Below are 15,148 nucleotides of genomic sequence, written 5' to 3'. Positions count from 1 at the left end.
CGTACGATTTTATCACCAAAAAATAGATTTGATAAATTTATTTCAGGAAAATCGGATGAATTAACTGATCAAGAAATTGAAGGTTTACATCTTTTCCGTACAAAAGCGCGTTGCATCAATTGTCACAATACAGCATATTTTTCGGATAATAAATTTCATAATATAGGTTTGACATATTATGGTCGAGAATACGAGGATTTAGGATTATACAATACAACTAAATTGGCTAAGAATGTTGGTGAATTCAAAACACCTTCATTACGAGAAGTTCCTCAAAATGCTCCTTATATGCACAACGGACTTTTTCCTACGATTCGTGGTGTAATCAATATGTACAATGCAGGAATGTTCCATTTTCAACCAAATGAGAAACAGAAAATGATTCATTATTTCCGAAAACAACAGAGTTAGTTCAGAAATTGAATTTAACTGCTTCGGAAATGGATGCATTAGAAGCTTTTTTGATGAGTTTGAAACAGAATCAATACAAAATGCGTCCACCGCAATTACCGAATAAATAACAAATTATAAATAAAAAACGACTCAATAATTGAGTCGTTTTTTATTTTGTATAGTTTTAATTTTCAACTAAAATTTTTAATTGATTTTGAATAAATACTTGACTCAAATTATTATTGAGTTCATTATATTTTGATTTTAACACTTGATTTTTAGACGATTTGTAAACAGAAGCATCAACTTTATCAAACTTATATTTTGTTTCTGTGGTTTCAAAAGATTGTTCAGAAGTTTTTACAATTTCAATTAAAGAATTGGTCAAATCTTTCAATAAATTTAATTTTTTTATTTCAAGATTAACGAGATCATTTAATCGTTTTTCCTCTTTATCTTTTTGCACTTCATTTAATTGTAATTCAATTTTTTTCAATTCTCGTTGTTGCGCTGTATTTCCTCTCGAATAAATTGGAATAGAAAGATTCAATCCAATATATTGACTTTTGTTGTCTTTTAATTGATTTCCAAACTGAAAATTAGTATCCGCCAAACTCTTAATTTTCTGCGCATAAAAAGTTCCGTAAGAATAATTCAAGAAATTTCTTTGTATTTACGTTCGATTGTGTAAGATGAAAGCGCAAACAATCCAAATAATGCGATTGTAATCACAATAACATTTAGAATTTTGAACATTTTCTCTTGTTTTGTGTAATTCTCATACGAACGAGCAAATTGCTTATCAACAAATTCATATTCAAATGGATAATCTTGATTAACTTTAGCTTTCCAAAACGTTTCAATGTTATCGATGGTTTCTTTTGTATCTTCTGTGTCTATTTTAATCAGTATATTTTGAAGATTGGAAGGCATCCACTTTACAACTTTAAAATGAAAAAACATCATTGGTCTAATCTTAGCCTGTGGCTCTCCCAAATAAAAAACTTTTATTACTCCAACCAGTTTTAATTTTTGATTATTCCAATCGAACTCGTCATTTAACTTTAATGTTTCTCCAAAATGTTTTTTTGCGGTTTCATTAATAAGAACACTGGAAATTGTATCAGATGAGATTTTAGGATCTAAATCTCGTCCTTCTTTTACTTCAATTTTCATCATGTTTAGAAAGCCAAAGTCAATCGCCATATTATCTGTTACCAATTGTTTATCTTTTACTCTAAAACTTGTGTTGGATATTGCTCCACCGGAACCAAACTTAAATGCCGTTGCATTAATGCTTTGTACGCCTTTAATTTTTGCTACATCTTGCTGGAAACTTTCGTAAAAATTGAACTTATTTTCTCCTAAATCCTGTCTTTTAAACGGAATACTAATCACTTGATCTCCTGAAAATCCCAAATCTTTTTTTGCAATATGATTCATTTGTTGAATAACAAGAGTTCCAGCTACAATAAAGAATGTAGCAATAGAAAATTGTAAAATCAACATTCCATTTCGTAACCAAATTCCATTCTTGCTTCTTGAAAAATTCCCTTTTAGAACGTTAAGCTCTTTAAAATTTGACACATAAATGGCAGGAAAAATTCCGGCAATAATCACAACTACAATGAAAATCGCTACAAGATATGGGATAAACGGGATAATTTCTATTTCCAGGTTTTTGTCAATCAGCTGATTATAACTGGGTAAACCTACTTCAACCAAAGCCAAAGCAACCACAAATGCCAAAACAGTTGTAATGGTTGTTTCTACAATAAATTGGACAACAATATTTCGTTTGGTTGCTCCAACCACTTTTCTGATTCCTACTTCTTTTGCTCTTCTAATTGCTTGTGCAGTGGAAAGGTTAATATAATTGATGATGGATAAAATTAAAATCAGATAAGATAATCCCAGGTTAATCTGTAAAAACAGTTTGTTTCCCATTCCTTCCGGAAGTCTTGAAACTTTGGCATTTAATCTCGAATCTTTTAAAGGCTGTAATTGTACTTTAACAGGTTCGTATATCTTTGAAAATTCTTCTACTGAAACTCCTTCTCGTTGCGCATTTTTAACTGTATTATTCTCATAAAATAATTGTGTAGCCAGTTTCTCTACTTCTAGTTTGTCTGCAGGATTTTTAAGCTTTATAAATAGTCCTGTGCCATAATTTCCCCAGTTATCCTTAATATCCTCTAAACGTGAATAAATATTAGAAATAACCATTTTAGGTTGAAAGCTTGTGTATTTTTCTGCTTTAAAAACACCATAAATCGGCATCTTTATTCCATCATATGTTGTCAAGATTTTCCCTACAGGGTTTTCTTTACCAAAGATTTTGATTGCTTCACTCTCTTCTATTGCAACACCATATCTGTTTTTGCGAAAATCATCTACACTTCCTTTTATAAACTTGAATGGAATAAAATCAAAAAAATTCTGATCTGTACTAGTAATTCCAGTAACATAAACTTTTTTATTATTGACGTAATAAGTTTCTTGCCCATACCAACCTTCAAACCAACAATAACTTTCTATCTTATCTGATTTTTCTTTTAAGTAACGAGGCAAAGGTTCAACACTTGTAGGCCAAGTTTCTCCACCTCTCTGAAATACAGTTAATGTTTCAAATACGCGACCAATATTCGGATTCCATTGATTGTAACTCGTTTCATCTTTCCAATATAAAGTCGAAAAAATAACACCAGCAATTCCGATAGCTAAACCAAGAATTGTAAGAAATGTAAACCCTTTATTCTTGATCGTATTTCTTAAGTATATTTTAAGCCAATTTTTTAGCATTGAATTTAAATTTTAGTTTTCTCAAAAACATTTACATTTTTCTGATTCATTTTTTCAGAAAGAATTTCACCATCTTTCATGGTAATAATTTTATCAGAGTAAGCCGCATCATGAGCCGAATGTGTCACCATCAAAATTGTAGATCCTTGCGCATGCAAATCGGTCAAAAGCTCCATGACTTCATTTCCATTAATACTATCCAAATTTCCTGTTGGTTCATCAGCCAAAATTATTTTAGGATTAATCACTAAAGCTCTTGCTACTGCAACACGTTGTTGCTGACCACCAGAAAGTTGCTGTGGATAATGTTGCAAACGATGGACAATGTTTAATTTTTCGGCAATTTCTTGCACTCGTTTTTTTCGTTCCGAGTTCGAAACTTTAGAATAAATCAAAGGTAATTCGATATTATCATAAACTGATAATTCATCAATTAAGTTGAAATTTTGGAAGATAAATCCTATGTTTTCTTTTCTAACTTGAGAGCGTTTCGATTCGTTTGCATTAGACATTTCAAGGTTATTCAAGGTATAACTTCCTCCATTGAAAGAATCCAATAATCCAATAATATTCAATAAAGTTGATTTTCCACAACCTGAAGGGCCCATAATGGAAATAAATTCTCCAGAATTGATTATTAAATTAATCTCATTCAACGCTTTTGTTTGAATATCTTCTGTGATAAATATTTTTGATAAGTTTTCTATTTTAATCATGATGTTATTTTTTTAATTTATTTTTTGTCATTCCGAACATAGCTTTTAGCGAAATGAGGAATCTGTATTTTATAGATTTCTCGATAAGCTCGAAATGACAGCTAAAATTGTGTGTTATTATTTTTTTATCGTTAATTCTTGTACTTCTTTATAATCTTCGTAATTCGAAATAATTACTTTTTCATTTACTTTTAATCCTGAGGATATCTCATAAACACTCGGATTTTCTCTTCCTAATTCAATTTTTCTTCGTGTTGCTTTATCATTATTAACAACAAAAATCCACTTCCCTTGTGTGGTTGTATAAAAGGAACCTTTCTGAATCACTAATTTCTTCTCTTTCTCGGATAAAATCGATTTTACTCCTACGGATAAACCTTCTTGTAAATTTTCAGGAATTTTATCAATAAATTCTAATTCTGTTTTAAATTTTCCATTTTTTATTTCTGGAGAAATCTTAGTCACTTTCACTTTTATGATTTTTCCTTTAATTTCGATTTGTCCATATTGATTTTCTTGAATTCTATCCAAATAATATTCATCTACCATTGCAACTAATTTATAACCGCTTAGAATATCCACTTTTCCTATGCTTTTTCCTGCTTCTATTGATTGTCCTAATGTCGCTTCAAAAGAACTTAAACGACCAGTTTCAGGTGCTAAAACCAAGAAATTTTGTTTGTTTTTCCGAAGCGTTACTAGACTTTTTTGCATGATAGCTAAAGCTTCATTAATTTGCTTTAATTGAATCGAATTTGATTCACGTTCCTTTACCAAACTTTTTTGAATAATTGCTTTTCGTTCTTGCTGATAGCGCATTTTTTCCTTCGTATTCTCCCACTCATTTTTTGCTAACACTTCTCGATCATATAACTTTTGATTTAGTTCATAATCTAATTTTGATTGATTAAAATCGTGTTCAATTCCTACAAAATCCTTTGATAGATCTAATTCTTGATTCCGAATAGATAGTTTTGCAACATTTAATTGATTCATTTGTTCAATAATTGCCGTTTCTTGCGTCAAAAAATTAAGTTCCGTATTCGGATTATATAATCGTGCAATTGGTAATCCTTTTGTCACCTTCTCACCATTTTCTACAAATATTTCTTGAACAGAACCACCTTCTATCACATTGATAAAGATTGAATTAATTGGTTCTATTTGTGCCTGAAAAACAACAAAATCTTCAAAATAATCTTCAGAAACGTCTTTTATCATCAATTCATTTGCACTTACAGTTAAAGTTCGCGGTCGATTCATCAAATAAAAACTCGAACCGCCTAAAATTATGGTCGTTACAGCAATTATTCCGAGGCGTTTATATTTTTTATTTTTTTGATTGATTTTCGTATCCATTATTTATTAAATTTACCAAACAACCGTTTATTTATGGTTATTTTACTAATTATCAATACGTAATAAATATGCCCAAAATTTATAATTTCTTAAAGCATTGAAATCAATTCTTTTAAAAAATTATATAAAAAATAGACTGTCCGAAAACGAACACTTATTTGTTCAGAAACGGACACATGACAAAACTGAATATGAAGAAAACTTTAGCCACTATACTGATTTTAGACGATCAAGAAGAAATATTAATTGCAAGTCGACTACTTTTGAAACGCCAATTCGAAACAATTATCACTTGTTCTGATCCTAAAAAGATTCCTCAAATCTTGGTAGAAAATGAAATTGATGTTGTTTTAATGGACATGAATTTTAGAACAGGTTATGAAGATGGAAAAGAAGGAATTTTTTGGCTGAAAGAAATTCAACATGCGCAACCAAAAACGAGAGTAATTTTAATGACTTCCTATGGAAGTGTAGAAACTGCGGTTGAAGGTTTAAAACTTGGTGCGATTGATTATATTTTAAAACCATGGGATAATGATAAATTAGTTAATCTTATAAAAGAAGCGATAAAACAACTTAGAAAATCGAGGAAAATAAAAGAAGCGAAAGAAAATAAGTTGTTTTACGGAAATTCTCCGAGTATCGAAAAAGTATATAAAATCACCAATAAAATTGCAAAAACCGATGCAACAATCTTGATTTTAGGCGAAAATGGTACAGGAAAATCAGTTTTGGCAAAATCAATTCATGAAAATTCTTCTCGAAATACAGAAAAATTTGTTCATGTTGATTTAGGTTCTTTAAACGAAAATCTATTTGAAAGTGAATTATTTGGATATAAAAAAGGTGCGTTTACCGATGCAAAAGAAGATACAATTGGTCGATTTGAAGCAGCAAATAATGGAACAATTTTTTTAGATGAAATTGGGAATTTACCAAATCATTTACAAGCAAAACTTTTGCAAGTAATTCAGAATAAAGAAATTATTCGTTTAGGAGAAAGTTTACCAAGAAAAATTGATGTTCGGATTATTGTTGCTACGAATGCGAATCTTGAAAATGCAGTAAAAGAAGGTCGTTTTAGGGAAGATTTATATTATCGAATCAATACAATTTCAGTTACAATGCCAAGTCTTAGCGAACGAAAAGAAGATATTAAACCTTTGATTGATTATTTTTTAGAACTTTATGTTGATAAATATGAAGTAGAAAAACCTATTATCCATGAACAAATTTTACATCAATTAGAAAACTACGATTGGAACGGAAACATTCGAGAATTGCAAAACAGAATCGAACGTGCAATTATTTTGGCTGAAGAAAATGAAATTACGATTGAAAATATAGGTTTCACAACATTTATTCCTCAAAAAATAACAGATAATTCAAATAATTTGAACGAAATAGAGCGAAATAAAATTGTAGAACGTTTACATTTTTTTGAAGGAAATATTAGTAAAACAGCCGAAAATTTAGGTGTTTCTCGTGCTGCTTTATATCGAAAATTAGAAAAATATAACATTACGAATTATAAATAATGAAACGCAATTCTCTTATTTTTCAGTTAGTACTCAGAATACTTTTTTTAGCATTTCTTTTGTTTATGTTGGCTTTTATTGGAATCAAAAATTATTGGTTTTCATTTACATTTGTATGTATTATTACAATTGTTTCGATTACGGAAATAATTCATTTTTCTAAAAATTATCTTTCTAAAAATCAGAAAATTATAGATGCTTTATTGTACAATGACTTTAACTTAAATATTAATCAAAATCAATATAAAAAAGACAATTCTGTATTAAAATTATATCATAAAATTAGAGAAGAACATGTTTTAAATTCGTCTAAAGAAATCATTTATCATCAATTATTGAATGCAGTTCCGTTTGGCTTTTTGATTCTTAAAAAAGAAGAAAATGATCGAAAAATTATATTTATCAATCATCATTTTCAAAAGATATTTAGCGTTCCAAAATCAAGTTCGTGGAATTATCTAAAAAAATTGATTCCACAGTTTTGTGAAACTTTAGAAAATAAAGAATTTGATGATTTTAAAAGTACAATTGACATACAAATTAATGATGAAGAGCGACAAACTTATCTGATTCAGAACACAAAAACGTTGATTGCTCATGATGAATATGCGATTATTTTTATTGATTCGATTCAGCGCGTGATTGATTCCACTGAAAAAGAGGCTTGGATGAATATTATGAAAGTTATTGCGCATGAAATCATCAATTCTTTGACGCCTATTTATTCATTAGCAAATACCACAAAAACTTATTTTGAAGCGAATCATTTAGACAAAAATGATTATGATGATATTCGTTTGAGTTTGAATACAATTATGAATAGAAGTCAGCATTTACAGACGTTTGTAGAGCAATATCGTAAATTGACCATGTTACCAAACCCTGTTAAATCGTTACAAAATTTGTATGAAATTGTCCAAGGAATTGAACAATCTTTTTCGGCTGAATTTCATCAAAAAAATATTGTTTTTCAGAATTTAATTCCACAAAATATTGAAGTTGAAATTGATCGTATCTTATTTGAACAAGTTTTGATTAACTTAATCAAAAATGCGATTTATTCATTAGAAAATGTAGAAACTAAATCTATTGAAATTTCATCGAAACAAACTGATAATCGATTGCAAATTATTATTCAAGATTCTGGACAATTGATTGATGAAGAAATCATTTCCAAAATATTTTTACCTTTTTATACAACTCGAAAAGATGGTGCAGGAATTGGCTTAACACTTTCCAAAAACATTATAGAAGCGCACAAAGGTTATTTGTATTATCAACAAAATGATGGCGTGAAACGTTTTAATATCATCTTAAAGTAATTAGTAAAAAGTGTAACTTTAACCTCTAATTATATAATACTTTCTCGCCAAAATCTTTGGAAATTTGTCCCATAAAATTACTGTTATGAATGCACTAACACTTACTATACCGATTATCAATTTGAATTCAGAAAAAGATGTTGAACTCATCAATAAATTACTTTCTGAAATAGAAAATCTTGATGAATATGCTGTGAATTTAGATGCTAAAACGATTAACGTTTCGGCAAAGAAATTATGGAAAGTTTCCCCTAAAATCTACGAAACTTTAAAGCAAAATAACTTCAAAATAGATTCTGTCGAAAAATCGTATCCCGTTCTCAATATGACGTGTGCTTCGTGTGCGAGTAGTTCTCAAGCGAATCTTAATCGTCAGTTAGGTGTTGTAAATGCGGAAGTGAATTACGGAAATGGAATGGGAAAAATAGAGTACATTCCTACTCTAGTTTCTCCAGAAAATTTGAAAAATGCTTTAGTAGAAGTTGGCTATGATTTGGTGATTGATGAGTCTAAAAATCAAGATGAAGAAATAGAACAACTTCACGAAGAAAAATACAAAACGCTGAAAAATAAAGTGATTTGGGCTTTAATTTTTGGAGTTCCTTTATTTATTATTGGAATGTTTTTTATGGATATGCCTTACGGAAATTACATTATGTGGGCACTTTCTACGCCAATTCTTTTCATTTTTGGGCAACAATTTTTCGTCGGTGCTTGGAAACAATTGAAAAATAAATCGGCTAATATGGATACTTTGGTTACTTTGAGTACAAGTGTAGCCTATCTTTTTAGCGTTTTCAATACATTATTTCCAGAATATTGGCACAGCAAAGGTTTGCATGCGCATCCTTATTTTGAAGCTGCTGGTTTAATCATCGTTTTTATCTTGATTGGTAAATTGATGGAAGAACGTGCGAAAGGAAATACTTCCGAAGCGATCAAGAAATTAATCGGATTACAACCTAATACTGTGTTGGTTGTGAAAGATGGAGATCAGGTTGAAGTGAAAATTGAAGATGTACAAATTGGTGATTTGATTATTGCAAAACCTGGAGATAAAATTGCGGTTGATGGAATTATTGTTTCGGGAGAATCTTTTATCGATGAAAGTTCATTGACAGGAGAACCAATTCCAGTTGAAAAAGGAATTGATGCAAATGTTTTTTCAGGGACCTTAAACCAAAACTCTCCTATTCAATATAAAGCCTTGAAAGTAGGGAATGATACACTTTTGGCTCAAATTATTCAATCGGTTAAAAATGCACAAGGAAGTAAAGCGCCAGTTCAACAATTGGTAGACAAAATTGCAGGTGTTTTTGTTCCGATTGTAATTATTATTGCAATTCTAACGTTCATTACTTGGTTAGTTTTAGGTCAAGAAAATGCTTTTACAATGGCCCTTTTATCGATGATTACTGTCCTTGTTATCGCTTGTCCTTGTGCGCTTGGTTTAGCAACACCTACCGCGATTATGGTTGGAATGGGAAAAGGTGCTGAGCAAGGAATTTTGATCAAAAATGCTGAAAGTTTAGAATTAGCGAAGAAAATTGATACAATTATTTTAGATAAAACAGGAACAATTACAGAAGGAAAACCAAAAGTACAAGAATTGATTTGGTTTGATGATTCTGCTAAAAATATGCTTTATACAATCGAAAATAATTCGCAACATCCTTTGGCAAAAGCGATTACAGAACATATTGGAAAACAAGATATTTTACCTGAACTAAAAATTGAAGATATATCTGGAAAAGGATTGAAAGCTAATATTTTAAATGACACTTATTATGTTGGAAAAACAAGTTGGATTACTGAATTAAATATTCAAATTGATGAAAATGTAAAACAAGCTATTCAAGATTTTTCGATTAAAAATTATACTACTTCTTTCTTTGGAAATGATAAAAAAGTTTTGGGATTAATTGGAATTTCTGATGAAATAAAAGCAACTTCTGTTGAAGCTATTAAAGCTTTTCACGAAAAAGGAATTGAAGTTTGGATGGTGACTGGTGACAACGAATTTTCGGCAAATGCAATTGCAAAACAAGTCGGAATTGATCAAGTTGTCGCAAATGCTTTACCAAATGATAAAATGAGTATTATCAAAGATTTGCAGCAAAAAGGAAAAGTTGTTGCAATGGTTGGTGATGGAATTAACGACAGTGCAGCGTTGGCTCAGGCGGATGTTTCGATTGCGATGGGAAATGGTTCTGATATTGCGATTGATGTGGCAGAAGTTACCTTGATTGGCGGAGATTTGACAAAAATCGATCATGCAATTAATTTATCTACGCAAACGGTCAAAACAATTCATCAAAATTTATTTTGGGCATTTATTTACAATGTAATAGGAATTCCAATCGCTGCTGGAGTGCTTTATCCAATTAACGGATTTTTGTTAGATCCTATGATTGCTGGTGCTGCAATGGCTTTGAGTAGTGTAAGTGTTGTAACAAATAGTTTATTGTTAAAGTATAAAAAGATTTAAAAAAGATTTAAAAAAACTTTAAAATATTCATAAAAAAATCGGCTAAATATTTAGTCGATTTTAATCTTCTAATTCTTTGATTTTAACCTTTGAAGAAAAATCAGGATGTTTTGTATTGATTAAATAATTATATTCTTTTGGAATGATTGACGATGGAACTTTGATAACCAAATATTTAAAATCCTGATACCAAGCAGAACCAATCTCTTGTAACTCGGGATAAGCCTCTACAGATTGCCAATTCTTAGGTAATTTAGACTTTTTAATTTCATAAATTTCATCTTCTTCGCAATCAATTTCTATCACTAATAATTTGTACGAGTTATCAATGCTAATAGAACTTCTATGCACCACCAATTTTAAGGTTGAAAGCGCGCGAGAACTTCCTGCATAAATAACAAATTCATCATTTTTATTCCATCTGTTGGCAACTCCAGAAGCTTGTAATGATTTTGAATATCTCGCTTTACGAATATTGTAAACTAACATTGTTAGACGTTTTCTCCGTATTCTATCGCAGTCAAACGATTATCGATAAATTTCAGACCTGAAACTGTATCAAGAAAATCTGCTGGCGATTTTTTATCTAACAAAACATTAGGCGTCGTTAACCATTTCTCGAAATCATCTTTTGTATTGAAAACCTCCAAACCGTGTTTGTATAAAGAAATCAATAAAACAATATGCTCTTTTGTATTATCTTTTAGAGAAACATCTTTCGTTTTATAATTTCTGTATGTACGCGTTGTGATATTTAACCAACTTGAGATTATTTCGTCTTTTAACGTTGATAATTCATCAAGATATTGAATATATTTTTGATCAATATTATAACGATTTACGTAAAAATAAACACTCGTAAAATCTCTTACTTCAGGGATTTCATTTATGATTTGTTCGTATTTTTTTAGTTTAACAGTTGCCATAATTCTAAACTTTTATTAAAGTTACAATTTTTCCACTTAATAAAGGAACTTTTTCTCAAATTTAAATAAATTTAACAAAAAAAGAGGTTGCCTAAGCAACCTCTTCCTATATAATGATTTAAAAATTCTTATTTCAAAGAACCAACCATATCTTCTGGTTTTACCCATTCGTCAAATTCTTCAGCAGTTACATACCCTAATGCGATTGCAGTTTCTTTTAACGTTGAGTTGTTTTTGTGAGCTGTTTGAGCAATTTCAGCAGCTTTGTAGTAACCAATTTTCGTATTAAGTGCTGTAACTAACATTAATGAATTATCAACTAATTCTTTGATACGAGCATAATTTGGCTCAATACCTTGCGCACAATGCTCATCAAAAGACACACAAGCATCTCCTAATAAACGTGCAGATTGTAAGAAGTTTGCAGCCATAACTGGTTTGAAAACATTCAATTCATAATGACCTTGAGTTCCTCCAATTGTAATCGCAACATCGTTACCCATAACTTGAGCTGCAACCATTGTTAACGCCTCACATTGAGTAGGATTTACTTTACCTGGCATGATAGAAGATCCTGGTTCGTTTTCTGGAATGATAATTTCTCCAATACCTGAACGAGGTCCAGAAGCTAACATACGAACGTCATTTGCAATTTTGTTTAATGAAACAGCTAATTGTTTCAAAGCTCCGTGAGTTTCTACGATTGCATCGTGAGCAGCTAATGCTTCGAACTTATTTTCTGCTGTTACAAATGGATGACCTGTAAATTCAGCAATGTATTTAGCAACTAAAACATCGTATCCTTCTGGCGTGTTAAGACCTGTACCTACAGCAGTTCCACCTAAAGCAACTTCAGATAAATGCTCTAGTGTATTTCTTAAAGCTTTTAAACCGTGATTTAATTGCGCTACATATCCAGAAATCTCTTGACCTAATGTTAATGGCGTTGCATCCATTAAGTGTGTACGACCAATTTTTACAACAGATTTAAATTCTTCAGCTTTCTTAGCTAATGTATCACGTAATTGCTCAACACCTGGAATTGTTACTTCAACAACTGCTTTGTAAGCAGCAATGTGCATACCTGTTGGGAAAGTATCATTAGAAGATTGAGATTTGTTAACGTCGTCATTCGCTTTAAGAACTGGTTCACCTTCTCCAATTTTGAATCCAGCTAAAACTTGCGCACGATTAGCAACAACTTCATTCACATTCATATTAGATTGAGTTCCTGAACCTGTTTGCCAAATTACTAAAGGAAATTGATCATCTAATTTTCCTGCTAAAATTTCGTCACATACAGCAGCAATAGCATCACGTTTTTCAACTGGTAAAACACCTAATTCAGCATTTGCATAAGCAGCAGCTTTCTTAAGATAAGCGAAACCTTCTACAATTTCGTGAGGCATAGAAGCCGCAGGACCAATTTTAAAGTTGTTACGAGAACGTTCTGTTTGAGCACCCCAGTATTTATCTGCAGGAACTTTTACTTCCCCCATGGTGTCTTTCTCAATTCTGTATTCCATTTTGGTATTTTTTATTATTTATATATTGTTTACTTATCTCACAAATTTAAGAAATCGTTTGATGAAAGAAAAGTGATTAATGTTAGTATTTCTATAAATTTTATTTACTAAGTTTGTATCACATAAAAATAAAATCATGATTCAATTTTTAGGTTTCTTATTATTCTTAACAATCGCTTTATGCGGATTCTGGGGTATCATCTTTTTTGCAACGATGGCTATTTCTTGGATTCCATTTTGGGTTGCGAATTTAAGAAAAGAAAAAGCTGGAATAGTAACAGCAGAAGATCCTCGTCCGATTTTACCAAATCAAGAAGGAATCACAGTATTATTCAAAAAATAATAAGCTGTAAAAAAAAATTAAAAGGAACTTGACGAAGTTCCTTTTTTTATTTATTCGACTTTCGAATCTTCTTCATAATTTCCTTCCAAATAATTTTTCAAACTAATTCGGATAATTTCTGTCCAACCAGCTTCAAAACTTTCGCGCGAGAAATTTTTATCATCAGGCGGAAAAGTTTCAATTCCTTCATGAATCAACGTTAATTTTGTTTGCGGAACAATTTCATCTGTTAATTCATCCAAAATAAATGTAACAACAGAATTTCCTTCGTAGACAGGATATTTCCATGTATAAGCTAACAATTTAGTCGGCTCTACTTCTACTATTTTACAGTGATGTAAATACGATCCGCCATAAAACTCAAATTCGAATCCAACTTCTGGAACAAACTTCTTAATATCAAAATACCATTTATCAAAAGCAGATTTTGTCGTTAAGGCATTCCACACTTTATCAATTGAAACATCAAAAATTTCTACTATTTCTACAGGCTTTGCACTCATATTCTATTTTTTTATGATTTTGTTTAATTTACTAATTTTTTAATTATTATTTAAATTTAGCCCAAAATTTAATTGTTACATTTGCTATGTGTAAAATTTTTAAAATGAAATTTAATAAAACTTTTTTAAGTGTTTTAGGGTTATTTGCTGGTCTTTCGCTATATGCGCAACAAGAGGTTAGCCGTCCAAAACTAGTAGTTGGTATCGTTGTCGATCAAATGCGATGGGATTATTTATATCGTTACCAAGATAGATATTCTACAGGAGGTTTCAATCGTATGTTAAACGAAGGTTTTAGCAACGAAAATACCTATATTCCTTATATACCTACTTATACAGCTATCGGTCATAGCACTATTTATACAGGTTCTGTGCCTGCTATTCACGGAATTGCTGGGAACGATTTTATCATTCAAGCAACAGGACAAGAAATGTATTGTACGCAAGATGATGCTGTAAATGGGGTTGGAACTTCATCAAAAGCAGGAAAAATGTCTCCAAAAAACTTGTTAACTTCTACAGTTACTGATCAATTAAAATTATCAACAAATTTCCGTTCAAAAGTATATGGAGTTTCGTTAAAAGATCGTGGAGGAATATTACCTGCAGGTCATTTTGCTGATGCTGCTTTTTGGTTTGATGGAGAATCTGGTAACTGGGTTTCGAGTACATTTTATATGAATGAGTTGCCAAAATGGTTACAAAAATTCAACGATAAAAAAGTTCCTGAAAAATATTTAGACAAATGGAACACACTTTATCCGATTGATACTTATGTACAAAGTGAAAAAGATGGAAATCCATATCGCGAAAATTATAAAGGATTAGATAAAATGCAATTTCCTTATGATTTGAAAGCGTTGAAAAAAGAAAATGGTTTAGGTTTGATTCGCTCTACTCCTTTCGGAAATTCGTTAACAAAAGATATCGCGATTGAAATTATTGATAACGAAAAATTAGGTCAAAATGAGAAAGGAATTACAGATTTTTTAGCGGTTAGTTTCTCTTCTACTGATTATGTTGGACATCAATTTTCTCCAAATACAATCGAAGCCGAAGATACTTATTTGCGTTTAGATAAAGACTTGGAACAATTATTTAATCACTTAGACCAAAAAGTTGGAAAAGGGCAATATTTAGTTTTCTTAACTGCAGATCATGGTGGAGCTCATAATCCTAAATATTTCCAAGATAAAAAAGGTAATGCAGGATACTTTCCAACTGGAGAAGTA

The 15,148-nt window shown here is 30.7% G+C and carries 14 protein-coding genes; 6 read left to right on the top strand and 8 right to left on the bottom strand.

Going from position 1 to position 15,148, the window contains the following annotated elements; all coding sequences use genetic code 11:
- Positions 1 to 411, top strand: a 411-nt coding sequence (locus tag B2X73_RS08235) for a cytochrome-c peroxidase (protein WP_414647160.1), incomplete at its 5' end; no start/stop codon positions are given.
- A 166-nt stretch (positions 412 to 577) separates the two neighbouring features.
- Here B2X73_RS08235 and B2X73_RS08230 read toward each other — a convergent pair.
- The 4 genes from B2X73_RS08230 to B2X73_RS08215 all read right to left on the bottom strand — a co-directional run bounded on the left by B2X73_RS08230 (position 578) and on the right by B2X73_RS08215 (position 5,270).
- Positions 578 to 1,051: a TolC family protein gene (locus B2X73_RS08230; RefSeq protein WP_286494825.1), complete on the bottom strand. Its 474-nt coding sequence runs from the start codon at positions 1,049 to 1,051 to the stop codon at positions 578 to 580.
- On the bottom strand, positions 1,048 to 3,195 hold the full coding sequence (locus B2X73_RS08225) for an ABC transporter permease (protein ID WP_291096197.1): 2,148 nt from the start codon (positions 3,193 to 3,195) through the stop codon (positions 1,048 to 1,050). Before B2X73_RS08225 ends, B2X73_RS08230 begins: the two co-directional genes overlap by 4 nt.
- A gap of 5 nt (positions 3,196 to 3,200) precedes the next feature.
- Entirely contained in the window at positions 3,201 to 3,911 is a 711-nt protein-coding gene (locus tag B2X73_RS08220; RefSeq protein ID WP_286494823.1) for an ABC transporter ATP-binding protein, read from the bottom strand.
- A 117-nt stretch (positions 3,912 to 4,028) separates the two neighbouring features.
- On the bottom strand, positions 4,029 to 5,270 hold the full coding sequence (locus tag B2X73_RS08215) for an efflux RND transporter periplasmic adaptor subunit (RefSeq protein WP_286494822.1): 1,242 nt from the start codon (positions 5,268 to 5,270) through the stop codon (positions 4,029 to 4,031).
- A gap of 191 nt (positions 5,271 to 5,461) precedes the next feature.
- Here B2X73_RS08215 and B2X73_RS08210 point away from each other — a divergent pair, with 191 nt between their 5' ends.
- The 3 genes from B2X73_RS08210 (at position 5,462) to B2X73_RS08200 (ending at position 10,618) form a co-directional block, all read left to right on the top strand.
- On the top strand, positions 5,462 to 6,808 hold the full coding sequence (locus tag B2X73_RS08210; RefSeq protein ID WP_286494930.1) for a sigma-54-dependent transcriptional regulator: 1,347 nt from the start codon (positions 5,462 to 5,464) through the stop codon (positions 6,806 to 6,808).
- Between the two features lie 65 nt (positions 6,809 to 6,873).
- Positions 6,874 to 8,130, top strand: a complete 1,257-nt coding sequence (locus B2X73_RS08205; RefSeq protein ID WP_291096195.1) for a sensor histidine kinase — start codon at positions 6,874 to 6,876, stop codon at positions 8,128 to 8,130.
- An 85-nt stretch (positions 8,131 to 8,215) separates the two neighbouring features.
- Positions 8,216 to 10,618 (top strand): heavy metal translocating P-type ATPase, encoded by a 2,403-nt coding sequence (locus tag B2X73_RS08200; protein WP_286494820.1) that lies wholly within the window; start codon positions 8,216 to 8,218, stop codon positions 10,616 to 10,618.
- 60 nt (positions 10,619 to 10,678) lie between these two features.
- Here B2X73_RS08200 and B2X73_RS08195 read toward each other — a convergent pair whose 3' ends face one another.
- The 3 genes from B2X73_RS08195 to fumC all read right to left on the bottom strand — a co-directional run bounded on the left by B2X73_RS08195 (position 10,679) and on the right by fumC (position 13,070).
- The gene (locus tag B2X73_RS08195; protein ID WP_286494819.1) at positions 10,679 to 11,107 is read right to left on the bottom strand and encodes an RES family NAD+ phosphorylase; all 429 of its coding nucleotides are present in this window, start codon (positions 11,105 to 11,107) and stop codon (positions 10,679 to 10,681) included.
- Positions 11,108 to 11,109: 2 nt separating this feature from the next.
- Complete coding sequence (locus B2X73_RS08190; protein WP_038334185.1) at positions 11,110 to 11,544, bottom strand: antitoxin Xre/MbcA/ParS toxin-binding domain-containing protein; 435 nt, start codon at positions 11,542 to 11,544, stop codon at positions 11,110 to 11,112.
- A gap of 128 nt (positions 11,545 to 11,672) precedes the next feature.
- Positions 11,673 to 13,070, bottom strand: a complete 1,398-nt coding sequence (gene fumC, locus B2X73_RS08185; protein ID WP_180904387.1) for a class II fumarate hydratase — start codon at positions 13,068 to 13,070, stop codon at positions 11,673 to 11,675.
- A 136-nt stretch (positions 13,071 to 13,206) separates the two neighbouring features.
- Here fumC and B2X73_RS08180 point away from each other — a divergent pair, with 136 nt between their 5' ends.
- Entirely contained in the window at positions 13,207 to 13,413 is a 207-nt protein-coding gene (locus B2X73_RS08180) for a hypothetical protein (protein ID WP_038334195.1), read from the top strand.
- Positions 13,414 to 13,463: 50 nt separating this feature from the next.
- On the opposite strand, the gene B2X73_RS08175 is transcribed toward B2X73_RS08180, so the two are convergent.
- Positions 13,464 to 13,916, bottom strand: coding sequence for an SRPBCC family protein (locus B2X73_RS08175; protein WP_115000556.1), 453 nt, complete (start codon positions 13,914 to 13,916; stop codon positions 13,464 to 13,466).
- 104 nt (positions 13,917 to 14,020) lie between these two features.
- Between B2X73_RS08175 and B2X73_RS08170 the strand changes: the two genes are divergently transcribed.
- A partial coding sequence (locus tag B2X73_RS08170; RefSeq protein ID WP_291096193.1) for an alkaline phosphatase family protein occupies positions 14,021 to 15,148 on the top strand: 1,128 nt, incomplete at its 3' end.

It is taken from the genome of Empedobacter sp. UBA7252, from assembly GCF_002472765.1.
Classification (GTDB): Bacteria; Bacteroidota; Bacteroidia; order Flavobacteriales; family Weeksellaceae; genus Empedobacter; species Empedobacter falsenii_B.
This window is presented reverse-complemented; position numbering and strand designations above follow the sequence as displayed.

Excerpts from the sequence above, each read along its gene's own strand:
- B2X73_RS08190 (WP_038334185.1), bottom strand. The coding sequence starts at position 11,544 with ATGGCAACTGTTAAACTAAAAAAATACGAACAAATCATAAATGAAATC.
- B2X73_RS08200 (WP_286494820.1), top strand. The coding sequence starts at position 8,216 with ATGAATGCACTAACACTTACTATACCGATTATCAATTTGAATTCAGAA.
- B2X73_RS08215 (WP_286494822.1), bottom strand. The coding sequence starts at position 5,270 with ATGGATACGAAAATCAATCAAAAAAATAAAAAATATAAACGCCTCGGA.
- B2X73_RS08205 (WP_291096195.1), top strand. The coding sequence starts at position 6,874 with ATGTTGGCTTTTATTGGAATCAAAAATTATTGGTTTTCATTTACATTT.
- B2X73_RS08180 (WP_038334195.1), top strand. The coding sequence starts at position 13,207 with ATGATTCAATTTTTAGGTTTCTTATTATTCTTAACAATCGCTTTATGC.
- B2X73_RS08195 (WP_286494819.1), bottom strand. The coding sequence starts at position 11,107 with ATGTTAGTTTACAATATTCGTAAAGCGAGATATTCAAAATCATTACAA.
- fumC (WP_180904387.1), bottom strand. The coding sequence starts at position 13,070 with ATGGAATACAGAATTGAGAAAGACACCATGGGGGAAGTAAAAGTTCCT.
- B2X73_RS08210 (WP_286494930.1), top strand. The coding sequence starts at position 5,462 with ATGAAGAAAACTTTAGCCACTATACTGATTTTAGACGATCAAGAAGAA.
- B2X73_RS08225 (WP_291096197.1), bottom strand. The coding sequence starts at position 3,195 with ATGCTAAAAAATTGGCTTAAAATATACTTAAGAAATACGATCAAGAAT.
- B2X73_RS08175 (WP_115000556.1), bottom strand. The coding sequence starts at position 13,916 with ATGAGTGCAAAGCCTGTAGAAATAGTAGAAATTTTTGATGTTTCAATT.
- B2X73_RS08220 (WP_286494823.1), bottom strand. The coding sequence starts at position 3,911 with ATGATTAAAATAGAAAACTTATCAAAAATATTTATCACAGAAGATATT.